Annotated in this window: 16 protein-coding genes and 1 pseudogene; 12 read left to right on the top strand and 5 right to left on the bottom strand. The window is 58.3% G+C overall.

The features are described 5' to 3' along the window. Positions 1-49 precede the first annotated feature (49 nt). Positions 50-3,262, bottom strand: coding sequence for a 2Fe-2S iron-sulfur cluster-binding protein (locus ACR0AM_RS03765; protein WP_480622161.1), 3,213 nt, complete (start codon positions 3,260-3,262; stop codon positions 50-52). 75 nt (positions 3,263-3,337) lie between these two features. On the opposite strand from ACR0AM_RS03765, the gene ACR0AM_RS03760 reads away from it, so the two are divergent. Then, positions 3,338-4,240: a LysR family transcriptional regulator gene (locus ACR0AM_RS03760; RefSeq protein ID WP_480622160.1), complete on the top strand. Its 903-nt coding sequence runs from the start codon at positions 3,338-3,340 to the stop codon at positions 4,238-4,240. 131 nt (positions 4,241-4,371) lie between these two features. Then, a complete protein-coding gene (locus tag ACR0AM_RS03755) occupies positions 4,372-5,073 on the top strand; it encodes an SDR family oxidoreductase (protein WP_480475618.1) in 702 nt (233 codons plus the stop codon). A 2-nt stretch (positions 5,074-5,075) separates the two neighbouring features. On the opposite strand, the gene ACR0AM_RS03750 is transcribed toward ACR0AM_RS03755, so the two are convergent. The 3 genes from ACR0AM_RS03750 to ACR0AM_RS03740 form a co-directional block, all read right to left on the bottom strand. After that, positions 5,076-6,347: an NAD(P)/FAD-dependent oxidoreductase gene (locus tag ACR0AM_RS03750; RefSeq protein ID WP_480622159.1), complete on the bottom strand. Its 1,272-nt coding sequence runs from the start codon at positions 6,345-6,347 to the stop codon at positions 5,076-5,078. 175 nt (positions 6,348-6,522) lie between these two features. Beyond that, a complete protein-coding gene (locus ACR0AM_RS03745) occupies positions 6,523-7,680 on the bottom strand; it encodes an acyl-CoA dehydrogenase family protein (RefSeq protein WP_480605305.1) in 1,158 nt (385 codons plus the stop codon). A 142-nt stretch (positions 7,681-7,822) separates the two neighbouring features. Next, on the bottom strand, positions 7,823-8,386 hold the full coding sequence (locus ACR0AM_RS03740) for a TetR/AcrR family transcriptional regulator (protein WP_480493663.1): 564 nt from the start codon (positions 8,384-8,386) through the stop codon (positions 7,823-7,825). A 303-nt stretch (positions 8,387-8,689) separates the two neighbouring features. Here ACR0AM_RS03740 and ACR0AM_RS03735 point away from each other — a divergent pair, with 303 nt between their 5' ends. Next, on the top strand, positions 8,690-9,154 hold the full coding sequence (locus ACR0AM_RS03735; protein WP_480475610.1) for a nuclear transport factor 2 family protein: 465 nt from the start codon (positions 8,690-8,692) through the stop codon (positions 9,152-9,154). Positions 9,155-9,165: 11 nt separating this feature from the next. After that, positions 9,166-9,786 (top strand): pyridoxamine 5'-phosphate oxidase family protein, encoded by a 621-nt coding sequence (locus ACR0AM_RS03730; RefSeq protein WP_480475608.1) that lies wholly within the window; start codon positions 9,166-9,168, stop codon positions 9,784-9,786. A gap of 220 nt (positions 9,787-10,006) precedes the next feature. Here ACR0AM_RS03730 and ACR0AM_RS03725 read toward each other — a convergent pair whose 3' ends face one another. Further along, positions 10,007-10,669: a TetR/AcrR family transcriptional regulator gene (locus ACR0AM_RS03725; RefSeq protein WP_480622158.1), complete on the bottom strand. Its 663-nt coding sequence runs from the start codon at positions 10,667-10,669 to the stop codon at positions 10,007-10,009. A gap of 65 nt (positions 10,670-10,734) precedes the next feature. Between ACR0AM_RS03725 and ACR0AM_RS03720 the strand changes: the two genes are divergently transcribed. From ACR0AM_RS03720 to ACR0AM_RS03685, 8 genes and pseudogenes are all read left to right on the top strand, one after another. Beyond that, entirely contained in the window at positions 10,735-12,051 is a 1,317-nt protein-coding gene (locus ACR0AM_RS03720) for a flavin-containing monooxygenase (protein ID WP_480622157.1), read from the top strand. Then, positions 12,048-12,950 (top strand): bile acid:sodium symporter family protein, encoded by a 903-nt coding sequence (locus tag ACR0AM_RS03715; RefSeq protein ID WP_480622156.1) that lies wholly within the window; start codon positions 12,048-12,050, stop codon positions 12,948-12,950. Before ACR0AM_RS03720 ends, ACR0AM_RS03715 begins: the two co-directional genes overlap by 4 nt. Continuing rightward, positions 12,947-13,879 (top strand): SDR family oxidoreductase, encoded by a 933-nt coding sequence (locus ACR0AM_RS03710; RefSeq protein ID WP_480622155.1) that lies wholly within the window; start codon positions 12,947-12,949, stop codon positions 13,877-13,879. Before ACR0AM_RS03715 ends, ACR0AM_RS03710 begins: the two co-directional genes overlap by 4 nt. Then, positions 13,876-14,640, top strand: coding sequence for an SDR family NAD(P)-dependent oxidoreductase (locus ACR0AM_RS03705; RefSeq protein ID WP_480475597.1), 765 nt, complete (start codon positions 13,876-13,878; stop codon positions 14,638-14,640). Before ACR0AM_RS03710 ends, ACR0AM_RS03705 begins: the two co-directional genes overlap by 4 nt. 79 nt (positions 14,641-14,719) lie before the next feature. Then, positions 14,720-17,188: a heavy metal translocating P-type ATPase gene (locus ACR0AM_RS03700; protein ID WP_480622154.1), complete on the top strand. Its 2,469-nt coding sequence runs from the start codon at positions 14,720-14,722 to the stop codon at positions 17,186-17,188. Continuing rightward, positions 17,185-17,574: a Cu(I)-responsive transcriptional regulator gene (gene cueR, locus ACR0AM_RS03695; protein WP_209504709.1), complete on the top strand. Its 390-nt coding sequence runs from the start codon at positions 17,185-17,187 to the stop codon at positions 17,572-17,574. Before ACR0AM_RS03700 ends, cueR begins: the two co-directional genes overlap by 4 nt. Before the next feature lie 95 nt (positions 17,575-17,669). Continuing rightward, positions 17,670-18,548 (top strand): annotated as a pseudogene (locus ACR0AM_RS03690) (NAD(P)-dependent oxidoreductase); the annotation flags it as partial. Positions 18,549-18,655: 107 nt separating this feature from the next. Then, complete coding sequence (locus ACR0AM_RS03685) at positions 18,656-21,721, top strand: aminotransferase class III-fold pyridoxal phosphate-dependent enzyme (RefSeq protein ID WP_480622153.1); 3,066 nt, start codon at positions 18,656-18,658, stop codon at positions 21,719-21,721. Positions 21,722-21,751: the final 30 nt, after the last annotated feature.

Genomic DNA, 21,751 nt, shown 5'->3' with positions numbered 1-21,751 from the left:
GGGCCGAGCGACCAAATTTCACCGTCCAAAGGTCGCTTTCTGACCATGCTTACAGATCGAGCTCGATCACACCATCTGGCGCCACAGCGCGGCTTTGGCACAGAATCATGGCCCCTTGGCGCTGCTTTTTGGACAGCACGAAATCCCGATGCTCGACCTCGCCCGAAAGGACACCACATTTGCACACACCACAGATACCATCGGCACATTTCACATCCACGTGGAAACCCGCCTCGTTCAGAACCTGCGCGGCATCCTTGTCTGCGGGAACCGGCAGCGTTTTACCTGAACGCGCGAGTTTCAGGGTAAATGGGTGATTTTCGTATTCCGGGGTTTCCGGGACCGAGAAATATTCAAGATGTCGGGCCTCTTCGGGGAAACCCTGATGTTCGGCCGCCTGCATGACCCCATCCATGAACCGATCAGGCCCGCACGTATAGACGTGCCATCCCTGCTGATACCCCGAAAGGATTGCATCCAGATCAGCGCGCGTGCCTTCATCCGAGAAATGGTAGTGGACGCGGTTCGCCCAGGGCATCCCCGCCAGATCATCCAGATACCCCGCACCGCCCCGCGTCCTGGCCGAGTAGTGCAACTCGAAATCCATGCCCAAAGCATGCAGGCGATGAGCAAATGCGATCATCGGAGTGATACCGATACCACCCCCCATCAAAATGGTTTTGGACGCCTCTTCGTCCAGTTCGAAATGGTTGATCGGTTTCGAGATGAAAACCTTGCGCCCTACGTTGAAAATTCGGTGCAGCAATGCCGAGCCACCCCGCCCTTCATCCTCGCACAGAACACCGATCTGATAGGTTCCCCGTTCTGACGGGTCGCCGGACATGGAGTATTGCCGCAGGAACTCTGGCGCGACAAGCACATCCAGATGCGCACCTGCGGACCATTCCGGAAGCGGCGCACCGTCAAGGGAGGCAAATTCATACTTGGTGACGTCAGCGGTCATCTTGTCGACCTTAGTCACAGCGACCCGCATCACCGGCGCGTCACCTGAGACCTGATAGCGATGAATGATCGACATATCCCCCGCGGCTTTGCGCGCCTTGTACTCTTTGGCTGTCACCAAAGCCTCATAGGCGGCAATTCCTGCCTCGCGATCCATTGCAAACGGATAGGGCCAAGGGTGCGGGGCCAGATAGGCCGGGTAGACCGCCAATGTCTGATCCTCGTATCTAAGGTCCAGATCCTTTTGCAGATCGCGCCGGTTCAAAGGGTGTGTAATTGGCCGATACGCCCCGTCGGGCTGCAACTCGATATCCCACCACCATTTCTTAGTATCGTTCAGACTGCCATTGCCAACCGCATCATCCAGCTTGGCCAATGCAGGCGCCGCCGAGGGGATGTTCATCGCGGCCCAGCGGAATGGGCGCTCCTTGAAGATACCCTCTAGGTTCCAGGGGCAGGTCTTCATGCACCGCCCGCACATCGCGCCGCCCGGAGTGGTCACGCGGTAGGTCGCGCATTTCTGGCTGTCGGATTTCCAGATTTCATAGCCGTTGAACATCAGCTTTGGCCCGGCCGTGATCGCGCCCGATGGGCATTCGCGCGCGCATTTGTTGCAAGACTCACAAAAGCTTTGCAGACCGAAATCAATGGGCCTGTCATGCGCGATCGGCATATCGGTGGTCACCACGCCTGATTTCAGGCGGGGCCCCAGATAGGGGTTCAGGATCACTTCGCCGATCCGGCTGACTTCGCCCAGACCGGACAACAACAAAAGCGGAGGTTGCAGAACTTCGCCATCCATCACCGTGTGCGCCTTGGCCTTGTAGCCCAGATTGCGGACCTGCTGTGCAATCACGCCTCCCAGCAAGGAGAATCTCAGATAGGCGCGCATCGATTGGGCGACGCTGATCCAGTCGTCGCCGCTGGCACCCTCCATAGTCTCATATCCCTGATCGATGATCATGCTGACGGCCTGATCATGGGGCGGTACGATTTCTTCGCCGGTCGCGTCATGGGAATACCAGGCCCATTCCGGGCAGCGGCTGAGACCCACCGCATCGACCCCCAGAAAATAAGTCGCAGCCTTGATGTTTGCTGCGTTGCGTTGCGCGTCAGATTGCTTAGACGCGTCAGCGCTTTCACCGTCCTGCAACAGCACAAACGCACCCAAAGCGCGGCGTTGGGCAAAACTCGGTGCTGCCTTGCGTACGTAGTACCCACCTTTGGCCGCGTCCTGTAGCGACTTGCCCATATCTCCAAACTGCGCCCGGGCAAACATATCCGCGCGCTTGGGCACGCGAGCGACATTCTCTTCGTCAATAAAGGTCGTAGGTGTCTCGACCCGTTTGAGTTTCTCAAACGGATGTGCCCCGTCCACATAGCGCCGCTTGGCATAGGGGTCACGGTTGAGGGCGTTCTTGGCAAAGCCCGTTCCCAACCACCATGCCGGCCCCTGCGTCCGGAACCAGGGCTGATCGGCCATAGGCTTGAGCGGTTTGTCATGGGCGATCGGCATCTCAGTCGTCACAGCGGCCAAACCAAAGCGCTTGCCCAGCCAGGGCACGACGACCTCGCCATTCTCGACCGAAGCCAGCCCAGCGGCAACCGCCAGCTTGCCCAAATCAACGTCGGTCGACATCATGCTGTGCGCCCGCGCGTCAAAGCCCAAAAGGCGGATGTAATTGGCGATGACCACCGCGTTCTCGGTCGCCAGCAGACAGGCACGATGATCCTGGGCGTCGACAATCCAATCAGCTCCGGGTTCGGACAGGTCGGGGTCGCGGTTGTGTTCGTAAAGAAAGACAATGCTGTGCCGATGGCTGTCGATTGGCTTGGGCGCGGCCTCCATACTGTCTTTCAGATCAGCCATGATGACGTCGATCCCGGATGCCAGCGTTTTGGTCTGACGGGTGCGCAAAGCGTGGGCAAGCCGGTCAATATCGGGATTGCGGCGGGCCTCGGGCAACAGCGCATCAGATGGCAGCGGTCCGCACCCCATCATCGACGCATCGTTGAAATAGCCGAATGCTTTAATGTGGTTGGCCCGTTCCTGCGGGTTCGATGGAATCTCCGAGGCAACCGGGTTCACCATTCCGTCGCGGATGGCGTCCATCATCGCCTGAAACTCACCCATCGCATTGACGATGCTGTCAGGGTGTTCCGGTCGGCGGAAACTCAGCTCGGCCAAAGGGGGCACAAGCGACAGATCCGGCATGTCATTTTGCCGGGCCAAACGCTCCAGCGGGTAACCGCCCATATGAACGGGCCGGTTTTTGTCCGAGAATAGACGGATCCCCATCGAATATCTCCTGTTGATGCCCGTCCCGTACCCCGCCATGGACAGCAATACCATTCATGATTAATCATAAATAGTATGAGCAAAATTGATTTCACTGACCTTGATGGCAAGGTTCTACGCATTTTTTTGACGATACTCGAGGAAAGCTCGGTCTCGAAAGCCGCAGATCGGCTGGGGGTTACGCAATCTGCGATCAGTCATACACTGGCCAAACTACGGCAGGTTCTGGGCGACCCGCTCTTTGTTCGTTCAGGTCAGGGTCTGACGCCTACCGAACGCGCCCTGTCCCTGAAAGAGCCTGCGCAAAAGGTGCTGGACGGGATGCGCGCGCTGACCGACGGCCGACCGTTCGATCCGTTGTCGGAACAGATCAACATCCGCATTGCCACTAATGACATGCCACGAGAGCTGATCTTTCCACAGCTGCTGCGTCACACCCGCGCCGAAGGCGCGCGCCTGCGGTTGGAATTCATCCCATCGGGTGTGCCCGATCCCGAGTTGTTGCGCAGCGACCGGTGCCAGTTGATGCTGACCCCGCTGCCTCCCGACGGACCAGATATTTTCCAGAAAAGACTGATCGAAAGCCCGCTGATGGTGTTCTACGACGCCACGCAACGCCGACCACCGGGCAGCTGGCAGGACTATTGCCACAGCGACCATGTCGAGGTGCGATTTGCCGATGGCCGAAACGCCCGTGCCGTGATGCGCGGCGTTGATCAAAGCCAGATCAATCCTGCGGTTGTAACCCTGCCGCATTTCAACGCGATCCCGGCCTTTGTGCAGGGCAGCGACCTGATCTCGACAGATACGGCACTGATGAAACAGGGCCCACTTGCCGCGCTGGATTGCGCACCGTTACCTTTCGCCTGCCCGCCTGTGTCCATCTATATGGTCTGGCATCAAAGATCGACCAATGACCCCGCCCATCGCTGGTTACGCGGCCGGATAGAAGCCATCGCAGCTTCCCTTCAGACCTGAGACAGCCGTCAGCTGCACATGACCCGGGCCAGGTTCGGCTGCGGGACACGGTCACGAGTACTCAACAAAACTGATTGGTCAAACCGCAAATCATTCGCCATCCTGAAACCAAATCAAAACGGAGATCTCAGATGGAGAAAGTAGCACTCATCACAGCAGGCGGCAGCGGCATGGGCGCGGATTCCGCGAGGCGGCTGGCCGCAGACGGTTTCAAGGTCGGGATTCTGTCATCCTCGGGCAAGGGCGAAGCGCTGGCGCATGAGTTGGGAGGCGTCGGTGTAACCGGCTCGAACCAGTCCACGGTGGATCTGCAAAAGCTTGTTGATGCGGCCATGGCCCATTGGGGGCGCATTGACGTCTTGGTCAATTCCGCCGGCCACGGCCCCCGTGCTCCGATCCTTGAGTTGACGGACGAGGATTGGCACACCGGTATGGACGTCTACTTTATGAATGCGGTCCGCACCACGCGGCTTGTGACACCGATCATGCAGGCGCAGGGCGGTGGATCGATCATCAATATCTCGACCTTCGCTGCATTCGAACCTGACCCGGTTTTCCCGACCTCAGGTGTGTTTCGCGCCGGGCTGGCCGCGTTCACCAAACTGTTCTCGGACAAATACGCTGCCGAAAACATCCGCATGAACAACATCCTGCCCGGTTTCATTGACAGCCTGCCCGAAAAAGAAGAATTCCGCGCTCGCATTCCCATGGGGCGCTATGGGCGCAGTTATGACGAGGTCGCCTCGGTCGTGGCCCTGCTGGCATCCGAAGGCGGTGGCTACATCACCGGGCAGAATATCCGGGTTGATGGTGGCATCACCCGCTCGGTCTGAATTCAGATCCGCGCCTTTATCAGATGCGTCAGCGCCGCGCCGGATTCAAAAAAGGCGCGGCGCACGCGCGTCCAGCTTTCGCGATGCTCATGCACCGCAGGAATGGGCAAAAGCGAAAGCTCACCTGCAAGAAGACTTTCGGCCATCATTCGCCCGAACACCGTGCCGGGGCCAATACCACGGCCGGAATATCCGTGCGCGGCCAGGGCGTTGGGGCCAATCTGCGTGATTTTCGGGATATGGTCCGAGGTCATGGCAATCCGCCCGTGCCAACCCTGTTCAAACGGCTGATCGGCAAGCTGAGGATAAAGCTCAGCCAGTTTGCGTCGGACCCATCCGGTATGCGCGCTGCGTCCTGCATTCCCCAGATCGCCCATGCCGCCAATGATCATCCGCCCCGCCTGATCCAGCCGGAAGGACGTCATGATCAGCCCGGTATCCCAGCATCCTTCTGCCTGCGGCAGAATGCTGGCGCGCAGATTATGCGACAGCGGGGCCGTAGCGTATTGAAAGTAATAAACGGGAACATAGGCGGGCGCAGTATCTGGCAAGCCAAGGTGATAGGCGTTGGTTGCCTGAATGACGGATTTGGCCCTGACAGTCCCGCCCGGTGTGGTCAACACCCATTGCCCACCTTCGTGCCGAAGGGTCTGCACTGCGCTTTGTTCATGGATCTGCACCCCGGCCTGAGACGCGGCACGCGCCAATCCCATGACATAAGCCAAGGGTTGTATTGTTCCTGCGCGAGGGTCGAACAACGCCCCATGAAAAGCATCGCTGCCGGTCCGGTCACGGGCCTGATCCGCCGACAGCAGCGCTACCGGCGCGCCAGACCCGCTTAGCTGCGCATGTCGCGTTTGCAGGTCCTTCAGGCCCGAGGCGGAATGCGCGCAATGCAGGGTTCCGTTGCGAATGGGCTCACATGTGATGCCGTGTTCTTCGATCAGGGAAAAAACGTCTGACGGTGCTTTGCCCAGCAGATCGATCAGGCGATCACCAGCCTCTGCACCGATATGCGCGCGGATCTCATCCGGTGGCAGCCACAGCCCGGCATTGACCAGACCGACATTGCGCCCTGACCCGCCAAACCCGATCTTCTGTGCTTCAAGCAAACAGACCGAAGCGCCGGTACGGGCTGCCGTCAAGGCAGCTGAACACCCGGTATATCCGCCACCTATAATGGCCAGATCGACAGTTTTGTCACTGCTCAGCGGCAGAGCTGTGACTGCTTCGGTACATGTAGTCCGCCACAAGGCTTGTTCGGGATCGTTCACGTCAGACCTCTGAGTCTTTCGGCGGATCATCATACCGCTACACGTCCTTTGCAAGTGGGCAACTGTGGTCGGGTCAGCAACGAAAAAACCCCGCAAGCACGGGCCTGCGAGGTCCACCAAAAGCGAGCATTCCGTCAGGAATGATGACATCAGGCAAGAGGCCGCCCGGATACCTTCAAACGTCAAGCGACCGTGCGATCACCTCTTTCATGACCTCGTTGGTGCCGCCGTAAATCATCTGCACGCGGGCGTCTGCGTAGAGACGGGCAATTGGGTACTCCATCATAAAACCGTACCCGCCGAACAGTTGCAGGCACTCGTGCATGATTTCGTTCTGCACCTCCGAGCCCCAGTATTTGGCCATCGAGGCGGTGGCCGCGTCCAGTTCGCCTGCCTCCAGTTTGCCGATACAGTCATTGACGAAACTGCGCAGAACCTCGGCCTTGGTCTTGCATTCTGCAAGTTTGAAACGCGTGTTCTGGAAATCCATCACCCGCTGACCGAACGCTTTGCGCTCCTGCACGTACTTTACCGTTTCGGCAATGGCAAAATCGATCGAACCCAGCGCCATGATTGCGATATTCAGCCGTTCCCATGGCAGTTGCTTCATCAGCTGATAAAACCCCTGACCTTCCTCAGCCCCCAGCAGGTTCGTCATCGGTACTTTGACATCTTCAAAAAACAGCTCGGCCGTGTCGTTGCCCTTCATCCCCAGTTTTTTGAGGTTGCGCCCCCTGCGAAACCCCTCGGCCCCTTCGGTTTCGACCACGATCAATGACACACCCCGCGCGCCCTCGGACTTGTCAGTCTTGGCGGCCACGATGATCAGATCCGCCGTCTGGCCATTCGTGATGAAGATTTTCGAGCCATTCAGCCGGTAGGAGTTTCCGTCTTTCTCGGCCGTTGTGCGCACAGCCTGAACATCCGAGCCGGTGCTGGGTTCCGTCATGGCAAGTGCACCGACCATTTCGCCCGAAGCCAGTTTGGGCAGCCATTTCCGTTTTTGATCTTCGCTGCCATAAGCGGTAAGATAATGGGTCACGATCGACTGAATACCATAGCCCCAGCCGGCGTCGCCCCGTGCGCCCTGTTCGTACGCGGTGATGGCGTCAAAGCCCATACCACCGCCGACGCCGCCATATTCTTCGGGGATTGCACCAGCCATCAGGCCGGTTTCACCCGCTTTGCTCCAGAAGTCGCGATCAACGGCCCCGTTTTCAACCCAGGTTTCGATATTCGGCGACAGTTCGTCATCCATGAACCGGCCAGCCATATCCGCGAACATGCGGTGTTCGTCGGTGACCCATGCCGCGGTCGAAGTGAAAAGTGACATCAAAGGCTCTCCAAACAGTCTTTCGCAAAAGCCTAACGGTCGGCCCGATTCCCGCCAATCCACGTGACGTGGCGTTCCGACTTCGAACAACGCAACGTTTCTTTGCTAAGTAACTAAAAGAACCTGCTTGTTTTTAAGGAAATTAACTCAGCGCCAATGCCAGCAATTGCTGTGCTGCATCCCTGGCGTCTTCCGCAGGATCACAATTCTTGAGCAAAACCGCGGACACGATTGCCCCTTCCTGCAACAACACGATCTGGCTGGCGAGTTTCTGAGGATCACGCGCACTAGCCTGTTCAGCGACGGACGTGAAATGCTCCAGCAACAGCTGCTTATGCTCGGCAGCCTGCACATGGATCGGATGATCTGTATCCTGATATTCAGCCCCGGCCTTGATGAACATGCAGCCCCGGAACCCATCCTCCTCGAACCATTCCTTCAAGGCATCAAAACTAGCGATGAGTTGCTCGGCCGGTGTTTCTGCCATCTCTTCGATGCGCCGATAGAACCACTCGCGAAAATTCTCATCCCGCAGGCGCAGAGCGGCTACGATCAGGTCTTCCTTGGTGCGGAAATGTTTGTACATCGACGTTTTCGACACGCCCGTTTCCGCCACCAGCTTATCCATGCCGGTCGCGTGAAACCCGTCGCGGTAAAAAACCTTCAGGGCTTTGCTGACAAGTTCATCCCGTTTGTTTGGACGCATGATTCGGCTCCATGGTGTACCGTTCTGTACATATTGCCCCGAAACATGAAGTACAACCGGCCTAACACAAATCATTGTTTTCATTAGAATTCATGGCTCGCCTTGAACCGCGCGGAAAATTTTCTGCTTTTCCCCTTGCAAAAGTTAACAGATCGGTACACCTTATTAGAAAGTTAACCGATCAGTACACCAGAGGATTTGACCGATGAAACGTCGCGCCAGCATATTCCCCCCTCAGTACGTTCCATTTCTTCTGACACTGGCCATCCTTGCCGCCTCTCTGACCTGAAAGCCCCCTGCACCATGTCCCGCCCCCCACTTCCCCCCTTCACGTTCGAAACTGCCACACAAAAAGTACGCATGGCCGAAAACGCGTGGAACAGCCGCGATCCCGACCGCGTCACCCCCGCATACACAGATGACAGTCAGTGGCGTAACCGGGCGGAATTTCTGTCAGGACATGGCGAAATTCACGCCTTCCTAAGCCGTAAATGGCACAAGGAGCTGGACTATCGACTGATCAAGGAACTCTGGGCCTTTACCGGTAATCGCATCGCCGTTCGTTACGCTTACGAGTGGCACGACGATAGCGGTCAGTGGTTCCGGTCTTATGGCAACGAGAATTGGGAATTTGCCGAAGACGGGCGCATGTCGCATCGGCATGCCTCGCTGAACGATCACCCCATAGCCGAAAGCGACCGCTTGTTCCATTGGCCATTGGGTGAACGCCCCGATGACCATCTCGGGCTTTCTGATCTGGGTCTTTGAAAGGACATACCGTGCCGCGTGCGTTTTCCGAACTGACCTTCACCCCTACCGTCCGTGCCCATCAGGAGCGGATGGGATCGGCAAAAACCTATGCCAAATTCATTGAAAGTGGCCCGCAACAGGGCCATTTGATCGGCGAGCCGGAAAAACAGTTCATTCAGGCGCGCGACGGGTTTTATCAATCCTCGGTGTCTGAAACAGGCTGGCCTTATGTGCAGTATCGCGGCGGGCCGGTCGGGTTTCTGAAAGTACTGGGGCCGCAAACCATCGGATATGCCGATTTTTCGGGTAACAAACAGTATATCTCGCGCGGGAATCTGGACGGCAACGATCGGGTCGCGTTGATCCTGATGGATTACGCCAATCAACGTCGTTTAAAGATCCTGGGGCGTGTCGAATTCACGGAGGGTCAAGCCGCCGCTGCCAGCTTGTATCCAGAAGAGGCCGAAGCCCCTGCAGAGCGGGCGGTGATCATACGTGTTGAGGCGCTTGACTGGAACTGCCCGCGCCACATCACGCCGCGTTTCACCGAAGCCGAACTGCGACCGCATCTGAACAGTTTGGGCCAGCAACTCGCGCAGTTGCAGGCTGAAAATGAAAGGCTGAAACAAGAGCTGTCAAAGCTCTCGTGACGCGTAAGACACCACAGATTTTATTGAGTATAAACAGGGAATAAGCCAATGGTTCGTTCGGTCTTTCAGCTTTCTGCGGCGTGCCTTGCCGGAGCGGCCCTGATCCTTATGATAATGATGTTTGGTTTTTTTGCTTCGCCTAGCGCCGTCCGAACATCACCACCTTCTGTGTTCAGCACCATCCTGTTCAACCATTTGCAGCAATAGCAATGCCGCGCGTTCAACCGCGACTGGTCTGAACCATCGCTTCGATACCGGCTGCACAAAAATCGATCAGGCGTTCCACTTCTGACACCCTGCCGCCTTGCGACAGGGCCCCGACCCGCCAGCCACTGTTGAGATGCGCCAGCATTGCCGAAACGGAATAGACCTGGCCGCTGGCCAGCAGCGCAGGGTCAACATCTGGATAAAGAGCAGCGATTTCGTCGATAAAAAGCCGGGCGGTCGGATCGAAACACTCTGCCGCGATTTCGCGCCAGCGGGGATCGACCGAGACATGCGCCACAAGGCGCCCATAGGCCATCCATCCCGAACCGCCTGTTTCTGCCAATTCCACATAAGGCCGGATAAAGCTGTCCAAAATGCTGCGCAGTGTCAGTGGACCCGCCCCTTTGGCCCTATTCAGCGCATCGGTTCTGATCTGTGCCAGCTTGCCAGCACGACGTGCTATGGCGCGAAAAAACAGCTCCTCCTTGCCGCCGCCGTGGTGATGAACAAGGCCAACCTGAACGCCTGCAAGCGCAGCGATATCGCGGATCGACGCACCTTCGAATCCGCGTTCAGCAAAGACTGTTTCGGCGGCATCCATGATCCGCGCTTTGGTTTCCAAAGACCGCTTGGAAGGTGCCCTTTGTCTTGGTTTTTCTACGTTTTTCAGCGTCATGAATTTCATCTTGCCTTATTTTGGTCGTTCGTTCAATTTAAACCTCACGAACTTTGGGAGGGTTCATGACAGAAACGCGCGACGAATTCGCCCTGATCGGGGCGGGACCAATGGGTTTGGCCGCGGCCAAGGTGCTGAAAGAACAGGGGATCGCATTCCAGGGGTTTGAGTTGCATTCGGATGTTGGCGGTCTGTGGGATATCGATGCCCCAAGATCAACCATGTACGAGTCAGCGCACCTGATCTCTTCCAAACGCATGACCGAATTTGCAGATTTCCCCATGGATGACGCGGTCGCCGAGTACCCCTCGCACCGGACGATGCGCGACTATTTCCGCGCATTTGCGGATCGTTTCGGGTTGCGTGAGAATTACAAACTCCATGCGGAAGTCACTCAGATCACTCCGCTGGGCAATCCGGGTGACGGTTGGCGCGTGTGCTGGCGGGATCAGGATGGCGACCATCAGGCCGAATATGCCGGCGTACTCATTGCGAACGGCACCCTGTCGGAACCGAATGTACCCAGCTTTCCGGGTACATTTGACGGCGAGTTGATCCATGCCTCACAATATCGGTATCCCAGTCAGTTCGACGGCAAGCGTGTGTTGGTCGTGGGCGCAGGTAATTCCGGCTGTGACATCGCAGTGGACGCGATCCATCACGCGAAACGCTGCGATCTGTCGATGCGGCGCGGGTACTATTTCGTCCCGAAATACGTCTTTGGCAAACCCGCTGACACAATGGGCGGAAAGATCCGTCTGCCGATGTGGCTGAAGCGTAAGGTCGACAGCCTGATCCTTGGCTGGTTTGTCGGCGATCCGCAGAAGTACGGCTTTCCCAAACCGGATTACAGGCTGTACGAAAGCCACCCCGTGGTGAATTCGCTGGTTCTGTATCACGCAGGCCATGGCGATCTGAGAATCCGCCCGGACATTAAACGGCTGGAAGGCCACACCGTGCATTTCAAGGACGGCTCCTGCGACGACTATGACATGATCCTCGCCGCGACCGGATACAAACTGCACTACCCATTTATCGACAAGGACCTGCTGAACTGGCAAGGCGATGCCCCGCATCTGTATCTGAACACGATACATCCCGAACGGGACGATCTGTTCGTGCTGGGCATGATCGAGGCCACAGGTCTGGGCTGGCAGGGCAGGCACGAGCAAGCCGAGATGGTGGCGCGCTACATCAAGGGGCTTCGACACGGCTGCCCCGTGGCAGCCGATCTGCAAGCAGAAAAGCAAAAAGACTATACGCGCGCCACCGGAGGCATGAACTATATCGACCTGCCCCGCATGGCCTATTACGTGGACAAGAATACGTACAGAAAGGCTGTCACCGGCTGGATCGACCGGCTGCGGAAGGCCATCGCATGAGTGGCATTGACCAGATCACACTGAATTTCAGTCCGGCGTCTCTGACGCTGTTGAATGCCATTCTGGCAATCGTGATGTTCTCGATTGCCATCGACCTGACGCCTCGGGATTTTGACCGTTTAAGGCGCGCGCCCAAACCAGTGGTTGTCGGATTGATTTCACAACTCGTCGTCCTGCCTGCGCTGACCTTTGTGATGGTGTGGATTACCGCACCGCAACCGTCAATTGCGCTTGGCCTGATCCTTGTCGCGGCCTGCCCAGGGGGCAATATCTCGAACTTCATCACCCACCGCGCGGGCGGGAATGCAGCGCTTTCGGTGTCGATGACAGCCTTCGCCACTATCGGTGCAATCTTTATGACACCTTTCAACATTGCGCTTTGGGGCGGGCTTTACCCACCGACCCGCGCAATCCTGCAACAGACCCAGATCGACCAAATGCAGATCGCAATCCTGGTCGGTCTGATGCTGATCCTGCCGCTGGTTCTGGGAATTACGCTGAATCAACGCCTTCCCGCCTTGACGGCACGGTTACGCGCACCGCTGCAACTTCTGTCGATGGGTATCTTTGCTGGGTTTATCGTACTTGCTCTGGCTGCCAACTGGGGGTTTTTCCTTGGGTTTGCCGGAGCTGTTGCCGGGCTTGTGATCCTTCACAATGCCCTGGCGCTGGGGGGCGGTTGGGTTGTGGCCACTCTGACCGGGCTGCCCCCCTTTGACCGCCGCGCCATCACCATTGAGACCGGAATTCAGAACTCCGGACTTGGGCTTGTCCTAATCTTTGCATTTTTCAACGGTCTTGGCGGCATGGCCGTGGTCGCCGCATTCTGGGGAGTATGGCACGCTATCTCGGGCCTGGCTTTGGCGTCGGTCATGGCACGAACCGAGGCCGCACGATGACCCGCATCCTGATTACCGGCGCTGCCGGGATGGTCGGGCAAACGCTGTTGCCCGAACTTGTGGGGAACGAGGTCTTTGCAACCGATCTGAAACGCCCGGATAACCTGCCGGAAGACGTCTCATTTTTGTCCATGGATGTTACTACCGACGCTCCTGCACGTGTGATTGCCAAGGTGAAACCGGATGTGATTGTGCATTTGGCTTCTGTCGTGACGCCGCCACCGAAGATGGCGCGCGCCGTAGCCTATGCTGTCGATGTCGAAGGCACGCGCAATGTGGTGAATGCCGCTATCGCAAACGGAGTGCGCAGATTGGTCGTTACGTCGTCCGGTGCCGCTTATGGCTATCATGCAGACAATCCTGTGCCGTTGCGCGAGGGCGATTCATTGCGCGGCAACCCCGAGTTTCCTTATTCAGATCACAAGTGCCAGGTCGAACAGATTCTGGCCGAAGCCCGCAGCGCCGCCCCCGATCTTGAGCAGGTTGTTCTGCGCGTGGGCACGGTTCTGGGGGCTGGAACCGAAAACCAGATCACCGCCCTGTTTCTCAAGCCACGTTTGCTGGCGGTATCCGGCAGCGACAGCCCGTTTGTCTTTATCTGGACCCGGGATCTGGCACGCATCCTTCAGCGTGCAGCAACCGACGGGCCAACCGGGATATACAACGTCGCCGGTGACGGCACGATGGGCGTGACCGACTTGGCCCGCGCCATGGGAAAACCGGTTCTGCGCCTGCCCGCATGGGTGTTGAAAGCGGCCCTAGCCGTGGCGCGCCCACTGGGTTTATCTCGCTATGGGCCGGAACAGGTACGGTTCCTTCAATATCGGCCAGTTCTGGACAACTCCGCCCTGAAATCTGAATTCGGTTATGTGCCCGAAAAAACCAGCGCCGAGGTTTTTGCGCTCTGGCAACAGCAGGCCGGGTTATGAAAACCGCGGTCATCTCCGGCGGTGCGGGCGGTTTGGGACAGGCTCTAAGCCGCGCATTGCAAGCCCGTGGGTGGCGGGTGGTGCTGTTGGATCTTGATGTGTCCGGTCTCCAAACAGAACCGAACCAACTGCCAATTACCTGTGATCTGACAGACCCCGAACAGCTTGCCAACGCAATTCAAAGGGCGATCACGTCAAGCGACAGCATTGATCTGGTCATCTACAACGCCGGGGTTACGCAAATTCGGGGGTTTGACCAGTCTGACACGGCCAGTCACCGTGCACTGTTCGATATCAACTATTTTGCAGCCGTTGAGATGGCTCGTGCATTCTTGCAGCCTCTCCGCGTGTCAAAGGGAACGCATCTGGCTATCTCGTCGGTGGCTGGATTCGCTCCGCTCTGCCATCGCACGGCTTATGCAGCCTCGAAACACGCGCTTGAGGGTTTTTTCAAATCGCTTCGATCCGAAGAAAAGCCACATGGCGTTCAGGTTCAGATTGCAGCGCCGTCTTTTGTGGCCACCAACCCCGACAACGCAATGGAGCAACCCGACGGAACCGCGCGCCCCGGATCGGCCAAGGACGGAATGGACGAAATGAGCCCCGAGAGCGCCGCCGTGGCGATCCTGCGCGGACTGGACAAATCGCAGCCCATGATCCCGGTCGGACGCGTTGCACACATGTCGTGGTGGCTCAACCGTCTGTCACCACGCCTGTATCAGCGCTTAATGGAGCGTAACATGCGCGGGCCGGGATCGTAGAATTTTGCCGCGACCCCCTTGACCTTCCTGTCACTGGAACCCCCATCTGGAGGGCAGAAAACCACGTGGGATGAGTCGCATGGCGCAAAAAGCACTGACAGAACTGAAAGTCACCGGCATGGGATGCGCGTCCTGTGTGGGCCGTGTCGAGGCTGCGCTGCGTAATGTATCTGGTGTTGATGCGGCCTCGGTCAATTTCGCGACCAAGACGGCGCAGGTGGAATTTTACGGGCCGGTTTCGTCCCTGACTGCGGCGCTGGATGCAGCCGGCTATCCGGCTGAAACAAGTCATGCGGATCTGAGCATCGAGGGCATGAACTGCGCATCCTGCGTTGGCAAGATCGAGCGCGCGTTGGCGTCCACCGCTGGCGTGATCGAAGCGCAGGTCAATCTGGCAACTCGGACGGCTTCGGTGACTTACGCCACAGCTGCAACTACGCCCGAGGCGCTGGCTCAGGTTGTTACCGGAATTGGATACCCCGCGCGTATCCAAGGCGTTGCGGAACCAGAAAGCCGGGAAGACGATGAAATTCAGCGGCTGGTCCGTTCCACAATACTGGCAACGGCACTGGCCCTGCCCGTATTCATTCTTGAGATGGGCGGGCACGTGATCCCCGCCTTCCACCATTGGATACAGGCGACCATTGGAACGCAGACGAGCCATTTGATTCAATTTGCCCTGACCTCGGCTTTGCTGATCGGACCGGGCCGTGTGTTTTACCGCAAAGGTATCCCGTCGCTGATGCAGGGCACGCCGGACATGAACGCGTTGGTAGCACTTGGGACCGGCGCGGCTTATCTGTATTCGGTCACGGCCACTTTCGCGCCCGACCTGCTGCCGCAGGGTACGGCCAATGTCTATTTCGAAGCAGCCGCGGTGATCGTGGTTCTGATCCTTCTCGGCCGGTTGATGGAGGCACGCGCCAAAGGCAAAACAGGGGCTGCGATCCGAAAACTGGTGGGTTTGCAACCAAAAACCGCACGGGTCGAACTGGACGGACAGATACAGGACCGGCCAATCGCCGAAATCGTTGTCGGAGATATCCTGCACATCCGCCCCGGCGAGCGTGTACCGGTGGATGCCGAAGTGCTTGAAGGCACCTCTTACGTTGATGAGAGCATGATCACGGGCGAGCCTGTGCCTGTTGGCAAGTCGGTGGGAGCGCCTGTTGTCGGCGGCACCGTGAATGGCACCGGCGCTCTACGGGTAAGCGCCACCCGGGTCGGTGGCGACACGGCTCTGGCACAGATCATTCGTATGGTGCAGCAGGCGCAGGGCGCGAAACTGCCTATTCAGGGGTTGGTGGATCGGATTACCTATCGCTTTGTTCCTGCGGTCATCGCTGTTGCGGTGATCACCGTCGCGCTCTGGCTGATCTTCGGCCCCAGCCCGGCCCTTCCCCTTGCGCTTGTCGCAGGTGTTTCAGTTCTGATCATCGCCTGCCCCTGCGCAATGGGGTTGGCGACCCCAACCTCGATCATGGTGGGCACCGGGCGTGCGGCAGAAATGGGCGTTTTGTTCCGCAAGGGGGATGCGTTGCAACAGCTTCAGCAGGCGCGCGTCGTCGCGTTGGACAAGACCGGAACCCTGACGCTGGGGCGCCCCGAACTGGACAGCGTGACAACGGCTAAGGGGTTTGACCGGGAGGAGGTTCTACGGCTGACCGCAGCCCTTGAGGCAAGGTCGGAACACCCGATCGCTTCCGCCATCACCCGAGCGGGGCCCGCGACACTGCCAGAGGCATCGGATGTCCGTTCGCTTACCGGGCTTGGCCTGCAAGGGTTGGTCGAAGGCCGCGACGTGTTAATCGGGTCGCACCGGTTGATGCAGCAGAGTGGGATCACCCTTGGAGCTCTGACGGATGAGGCCGAAACCCGTGCCGCTCAAGGGGCAACTCCTCTGTTCGTGGCTCTGGATGGGCAGGCGGCGGCCACTTTGTCCGTTTCTGACCCGATCAAGCCCGGCACAGTGGAGGCGCTGGACCGGTTGCACCAAATGGGGCTAACCGTGGCCATGATCACCGGTGACAACGCGCGCACGGCGCAGGCTCTGGCCGACCGGCTGGGGATTGATCATGTCACTGCCGAGGTACTGCCTGATGGCAAGGTAGATGCAATAACGGCTTTGCGGGACCGGTTCGGAGTGCTGGCCTTTGTCGGTGACGGGATCAACGATGCCCCCGCTCTTGCGGCGGCTGATATCGGCATCGCCATCGGTACCGGCACGGATGTGGCCATCGAAACAGCCGACGTTGTCCTCATGTCCGGTGATTTGCGGGGCGTCGCGAATGCGACCGAGATCAGCCGCCGGACAATGAAGAATATTCGCCAGAATTTGGGCTGGGCCTTCGGATACAATGTCCTTCTGATACCGGTGGCTGCCGGTGCGCTGTACCCGTTTGGCGGCTATCTGCTATCCCCTGCACTGGCGGCTGGTGCAATGGCACTGTCGAGCGTTTTTGTGGTCTCGAATGCGCTGCGCCTGCGCCGCATTCGCGCCAGCCTGCCGGAAACATCAGGTACGGCCACCAAAGAGGTGCACGCATGAACATCGGAGATGTTTCCGCCCGCACTGGCCTGCCCGCCAAGACGATCCGGTATTATGAGGACATTAACCTGATCAAACCAATGCGCGACGACAATGGCTATCGCCGGTTTCGCGACCAGGACGTGCATAAGCTGAACTTTCTGGGTCGCGCCCGGGCGCTTGGGTTCACCATCGAGGATTGCCGGACCCTGCTGGCACTCTACGAAGATGAGACCCGTGCCAGTGCCGACGTGAAACAGGTTGCACGCGACCATCTTGTTCAGATCGAAACCAAGATCGCAGACCTGAACGCCATGCGCGATACGCTAAGTCACTTGATCGACGCCTGCGCCGGGGACGACCGGCCCGATTGCCCAATCCTACGAGATCTGGGTGGGAAAGGCTGACTTGGGGTTGCCCTTTGGGCGCAGCTTTGCTTTGTCTTCGCCAGAGATTTCGGTCAGGCCTGTTTCGCTGAAGCCGACCGAACAGCGGAGAGGATCACAAAATGGCAAAAGTCGCGTTCCTTGGCCTTGGTGTCATGGGCTATCCCATGGCCGGACATCTGCAAGCCGCAGGCCATGACGTCACCGTTTACAACCGTACGACTACCAAGGCCGAGGCCTGGGTCGCGCAGCATGGCGGCGCGATGGCGACCACTCCGGAAGACGCCGTCACGGGTGCTGAGTTTGTCATGGCCTGCGTCGGTAATGACGACGACCTTCGCGCGGTTTGCACCGGAGAGGGCGGCGCGTTTCAGGGCATGTCCGACGGGGCCATTTTTGTCGACCACACGACAGTTTCGGCAAAGGTCACGCGCGAACTTTATGCGGCTGGCCAATCTGAGGGTATCGCTTTTGTGGATGCCCCCGTTTCGGGCGGTCAGGCGGGCGCTGAAAACGGCGTTCTCTCAATTATGTGTGGCGGCGATCAGGCAGCTTATGATGCGGCTGAACCGGTGATGAACGTCTATTCCAAAATCTGCCGTCGACTCGGAGCCAGCGGCGCGGGCCAGATGACAAAGATGTGCAACCAGATCGCGATTGCCGGACTGGTTCAGGGTCTCAGTGAAGCATTGCACTTTGCCGAAAAAGCGGGCTTGGACGGAAAGGCCGTTGTTGAGGTGATCAGCCAGGGTGCGGCGGGCAGCTGGCAGATGGCAAACCGGTATGAAACCATGCTGGATGATCAGTTCGAACATGGCTTTGCTGTCGACTGGATGCGCAAGGATCTGGGGATTTGTCTGGATACAGCCAATGAAACCGGTGCGTCTCTGCCGGTGACCGCTCTGGTCGATCAGTTCTACAAGGACGTGCAGAAACTGGGCGGCGGGCGATGGGATACGTCATCGCTGTTCAAACGTTTGCGTGCCTTGGATTGAGGGGCCAGGGGGCTGTCTGCCCCCTCTTGTCCCTTTGGGCCAATTCACCCCCGAGGATATTTCCGGCCAGATGAAGAGGATCCCGGATGAGCGGGACGGAGAAAGAAATGAGCGATTTGGTGAACTTCTGGGCAGACGCGCTGCGCCAACACTGGGGGCTGGACGCACGGTTGACCCGGCTGGATGGCGAGTATGACCTGAACTTTCTGGCGCAGGCCAGAAATGGCCAGGACTATGTGCTGAAAGTCATGCGCGCGGGGTGTGACGCGGGCCTGGTAGATCTTCAAATCGAAGCGCTTGCGCATATCGCCTCGGAAGCACCGGGGTTGCCGTTTCCCAAGGTGTTCCCGGCGTTGAACGGCGCAATGTTGCCGGAAATTTCCGATTCCGAAGGGAAATCGCGGCTGGTGTGGTTGCAGGAACGCCTGCCCGGGCGCTGCTATGCACAAGCGAACCCGAAATCCGAAGAGCTGATCCTGAAATTGGGTCGTGTTGTGGGCGCAACAGATCGCGCGCTGGAGGGGTTTCAGCATGAAGCTTTGCACCGCCCAGATTTCAAATGGGACCTGACGCAAGCGAGTTGGATCAATGACAAGCTGGGCGCCATCAGCGATCCCGCGCGTCGGGCGTTGCTTCGGGATATCTGCAACGAATTCACGGCGATCACGGATAGGCTTGAGGGCCTGCCGAAACAGGCCATTCACAACGACGCCAATGATTATAACGTTCTGGTTGAAGGCGAATTGGGCGAGCGGAGGCGGGTTTCCGGCCTGATTGATCTGGGTGACATGTGTGCAGCACCGCGCGTCTGTGACCTTGCGATCGCCGGGGCCTATGTGGTGCTAGATCATGCCAGACCCGAGCGGGCATTAACTGCCCTTGTGCGGGGGTACCATGCCGCAAACCGACTGCAAGCCGAGGAGATCGACCTGATCTGGCCTCTGCTGCGGATGCGACTGGCAGTATCTGTCCTCAACTCGACCCTGATGGCGGTCGAAAACCCGGACGATCCATATGTAACAATCTCGCAGGCACCTGCGTGGCGGTTTCTTGAGAATGCATCCGTCAACGGCGGACTGATGTCTGCGCGTCTTCGAGCAGCGTGCGGGCTGCCGGTCGTGGGCGGCGCAGAACGCATCCATGCGTATCTGCAAGAACATCGCGGTCGGTTTTCCCAACTGCTCGGTCAGGACCTAATCAATGTTCCTATGGGGTCGTTGTCGGTTGAGAATTGCGTGTGGCCCCAGAACCCTTTCCACATGCCATTGGCCGAGGCCGCACATGTTGGTGAAGAATACGGCGAAGGGCTGTGGCTGGGCTATTACAACGAACCCCGCCTGATCTATGCCGAGCCGGGATTTCGCAAAGGGCCTTGGAAAGCCTCGGATCGGCGAACAGTGCATCTGGCGGTAGATGTGTTTGCACCTGCCGGGACAGTGCTGCATGCGCCAATGAGCGGGCGGGTCGAGGTGGTCGAGAACCGAGATCAGCACCTCGATTACGGTGCGGTGATAATCCTGCACCATGAAACGCCGGATGGCGATCCGTTCTACACGCTCTATGGTCATCTGGACCCGGAATGCTGTGACCGGTTGAAACCCGGCGATCCGGTGGCACAGGGGGCGGCGTTCGCCCGGTTGGGCGACGCCAGCCAGAATGGCGGATGGGCACCGCATGTGCATTTCCAGCTGGCGCTGACAACCAATGGCATGGAGGCGGATTGGCCCGGTGTCGGCGATCCGGATGAGATGGAGTTGTGGCACGCAGTCTGCCCGAACCCGGCGGCCTTACTGAACCTGCCGGATGACAAGGTTTTCTACCAACCCACCGACAAACAGGCGATCCTGCAGGGTCGCCGCGATCACTTTGGCGGCAACCTGTCGCTGACTTATGATGACCCTGTCATGCTCGTACGCGGGTGGAAACATCACCTGTTTGACGAATGGGGCCGCCCCTATCTGGACGCCTATAACAACGTCCCTCATGTGGGTCATGCGCATCCCCGCATTCAAGCTGTAGCGGCGGATCAGTTGAAGCGGATGAACTCGAATACCCGCTACCTGCATCCGGCACAGACAACTTTTGCTGACAAGATCCTGTCCAAACTGCCCGATCACTTCGAGGTCTGCTTCTTCGTCAATTCCGGAACTGAAGCGAACGAACTGGCCCTGCGGCTTGCCCGTGCCCATACCGGCGCCAAGGGGATCGTGACGCCAGACCATGGCTATCACGGCAATACGAATGCGGCTGTGGCGATATCGGCCTACAAGTTCAACAAACCCGGTGGCATCGGGAAAGCCGACTGGGTCGAACTGGTCGAGGTTGCGGACGACTATCGCGGTTCGTTCAAGCGTGACGATGCGGATCGGGCGCAGAAGTTTGCCGATCTTGTGGACCCGGCCATTGCTGCCTTGCAGGACCGGGGTCAGGGTCTGGCCGGGTTCATCGCTGAAACTTTCCCGTCTGTCGGTGGACAGATCATTCCGCCCAAGGGTTACCTGCCTGCGGTTTATGAAAAAATCCGTGCCGCCGGGGGTGTCTGCATTGCAGATGAGGTGCAGACGGGTCTGGGTCGCCTGGGTGAGTTTTACTTTGGCTTTGAACATCAGGGCGCGCTTCCTGATATCGTGGTGATGGGTAAGCCAATTGGTAACGGACACCCTCTGGGTGTGCTTGTAACGACGCGGGCGATTGCCGACAGCTTCAATAACGGGATTGAATTCTTCTCGACCTTTGGCGGATCGACGCTGTCTTGCCGGATCGGTAAGGAAGTATTGGACATCGTCGATGACGAGGGCCTGCAGGACAATGCACGTCAGATGGGTGACCGCCTGATGACCGGGCTGCGCCAGATCGAAAGCGACTTTGGTTGTGTTGGCGATGTACGGGGCATGGGGCTGTTTCTGGGTGTTGAGCTGATCAATCCCGACGGAACCGAAGGAACCGAGATTTGCAGCTATGTCAAAAACCGGATGCGCGATCACCGAATTCTGATCGGCAGTGAGGGACCAAGGGACAACATCCTGAAAATCCGCCCACCGCTGACGATTGAGGCCGAGGATGTGGACATGATCCTGTGGGCGCTAAGGGACGTGCTGTCCGAGGTCGGTGACTTCTCTCCTGCTCCGGTTTGCGATCACGACCATCACCATGCGGGATGCGGGTGCTGCTGAAGGATAAACCCCGGCGCTTTGCCGGGGTTT

The sequence above is a fragment of the Ruegeria sp. AD9 genome (assembly GCF_056542305.1).
This window is presented reverse-complemented; position numbering and strand designations above follow the sequence as displayed.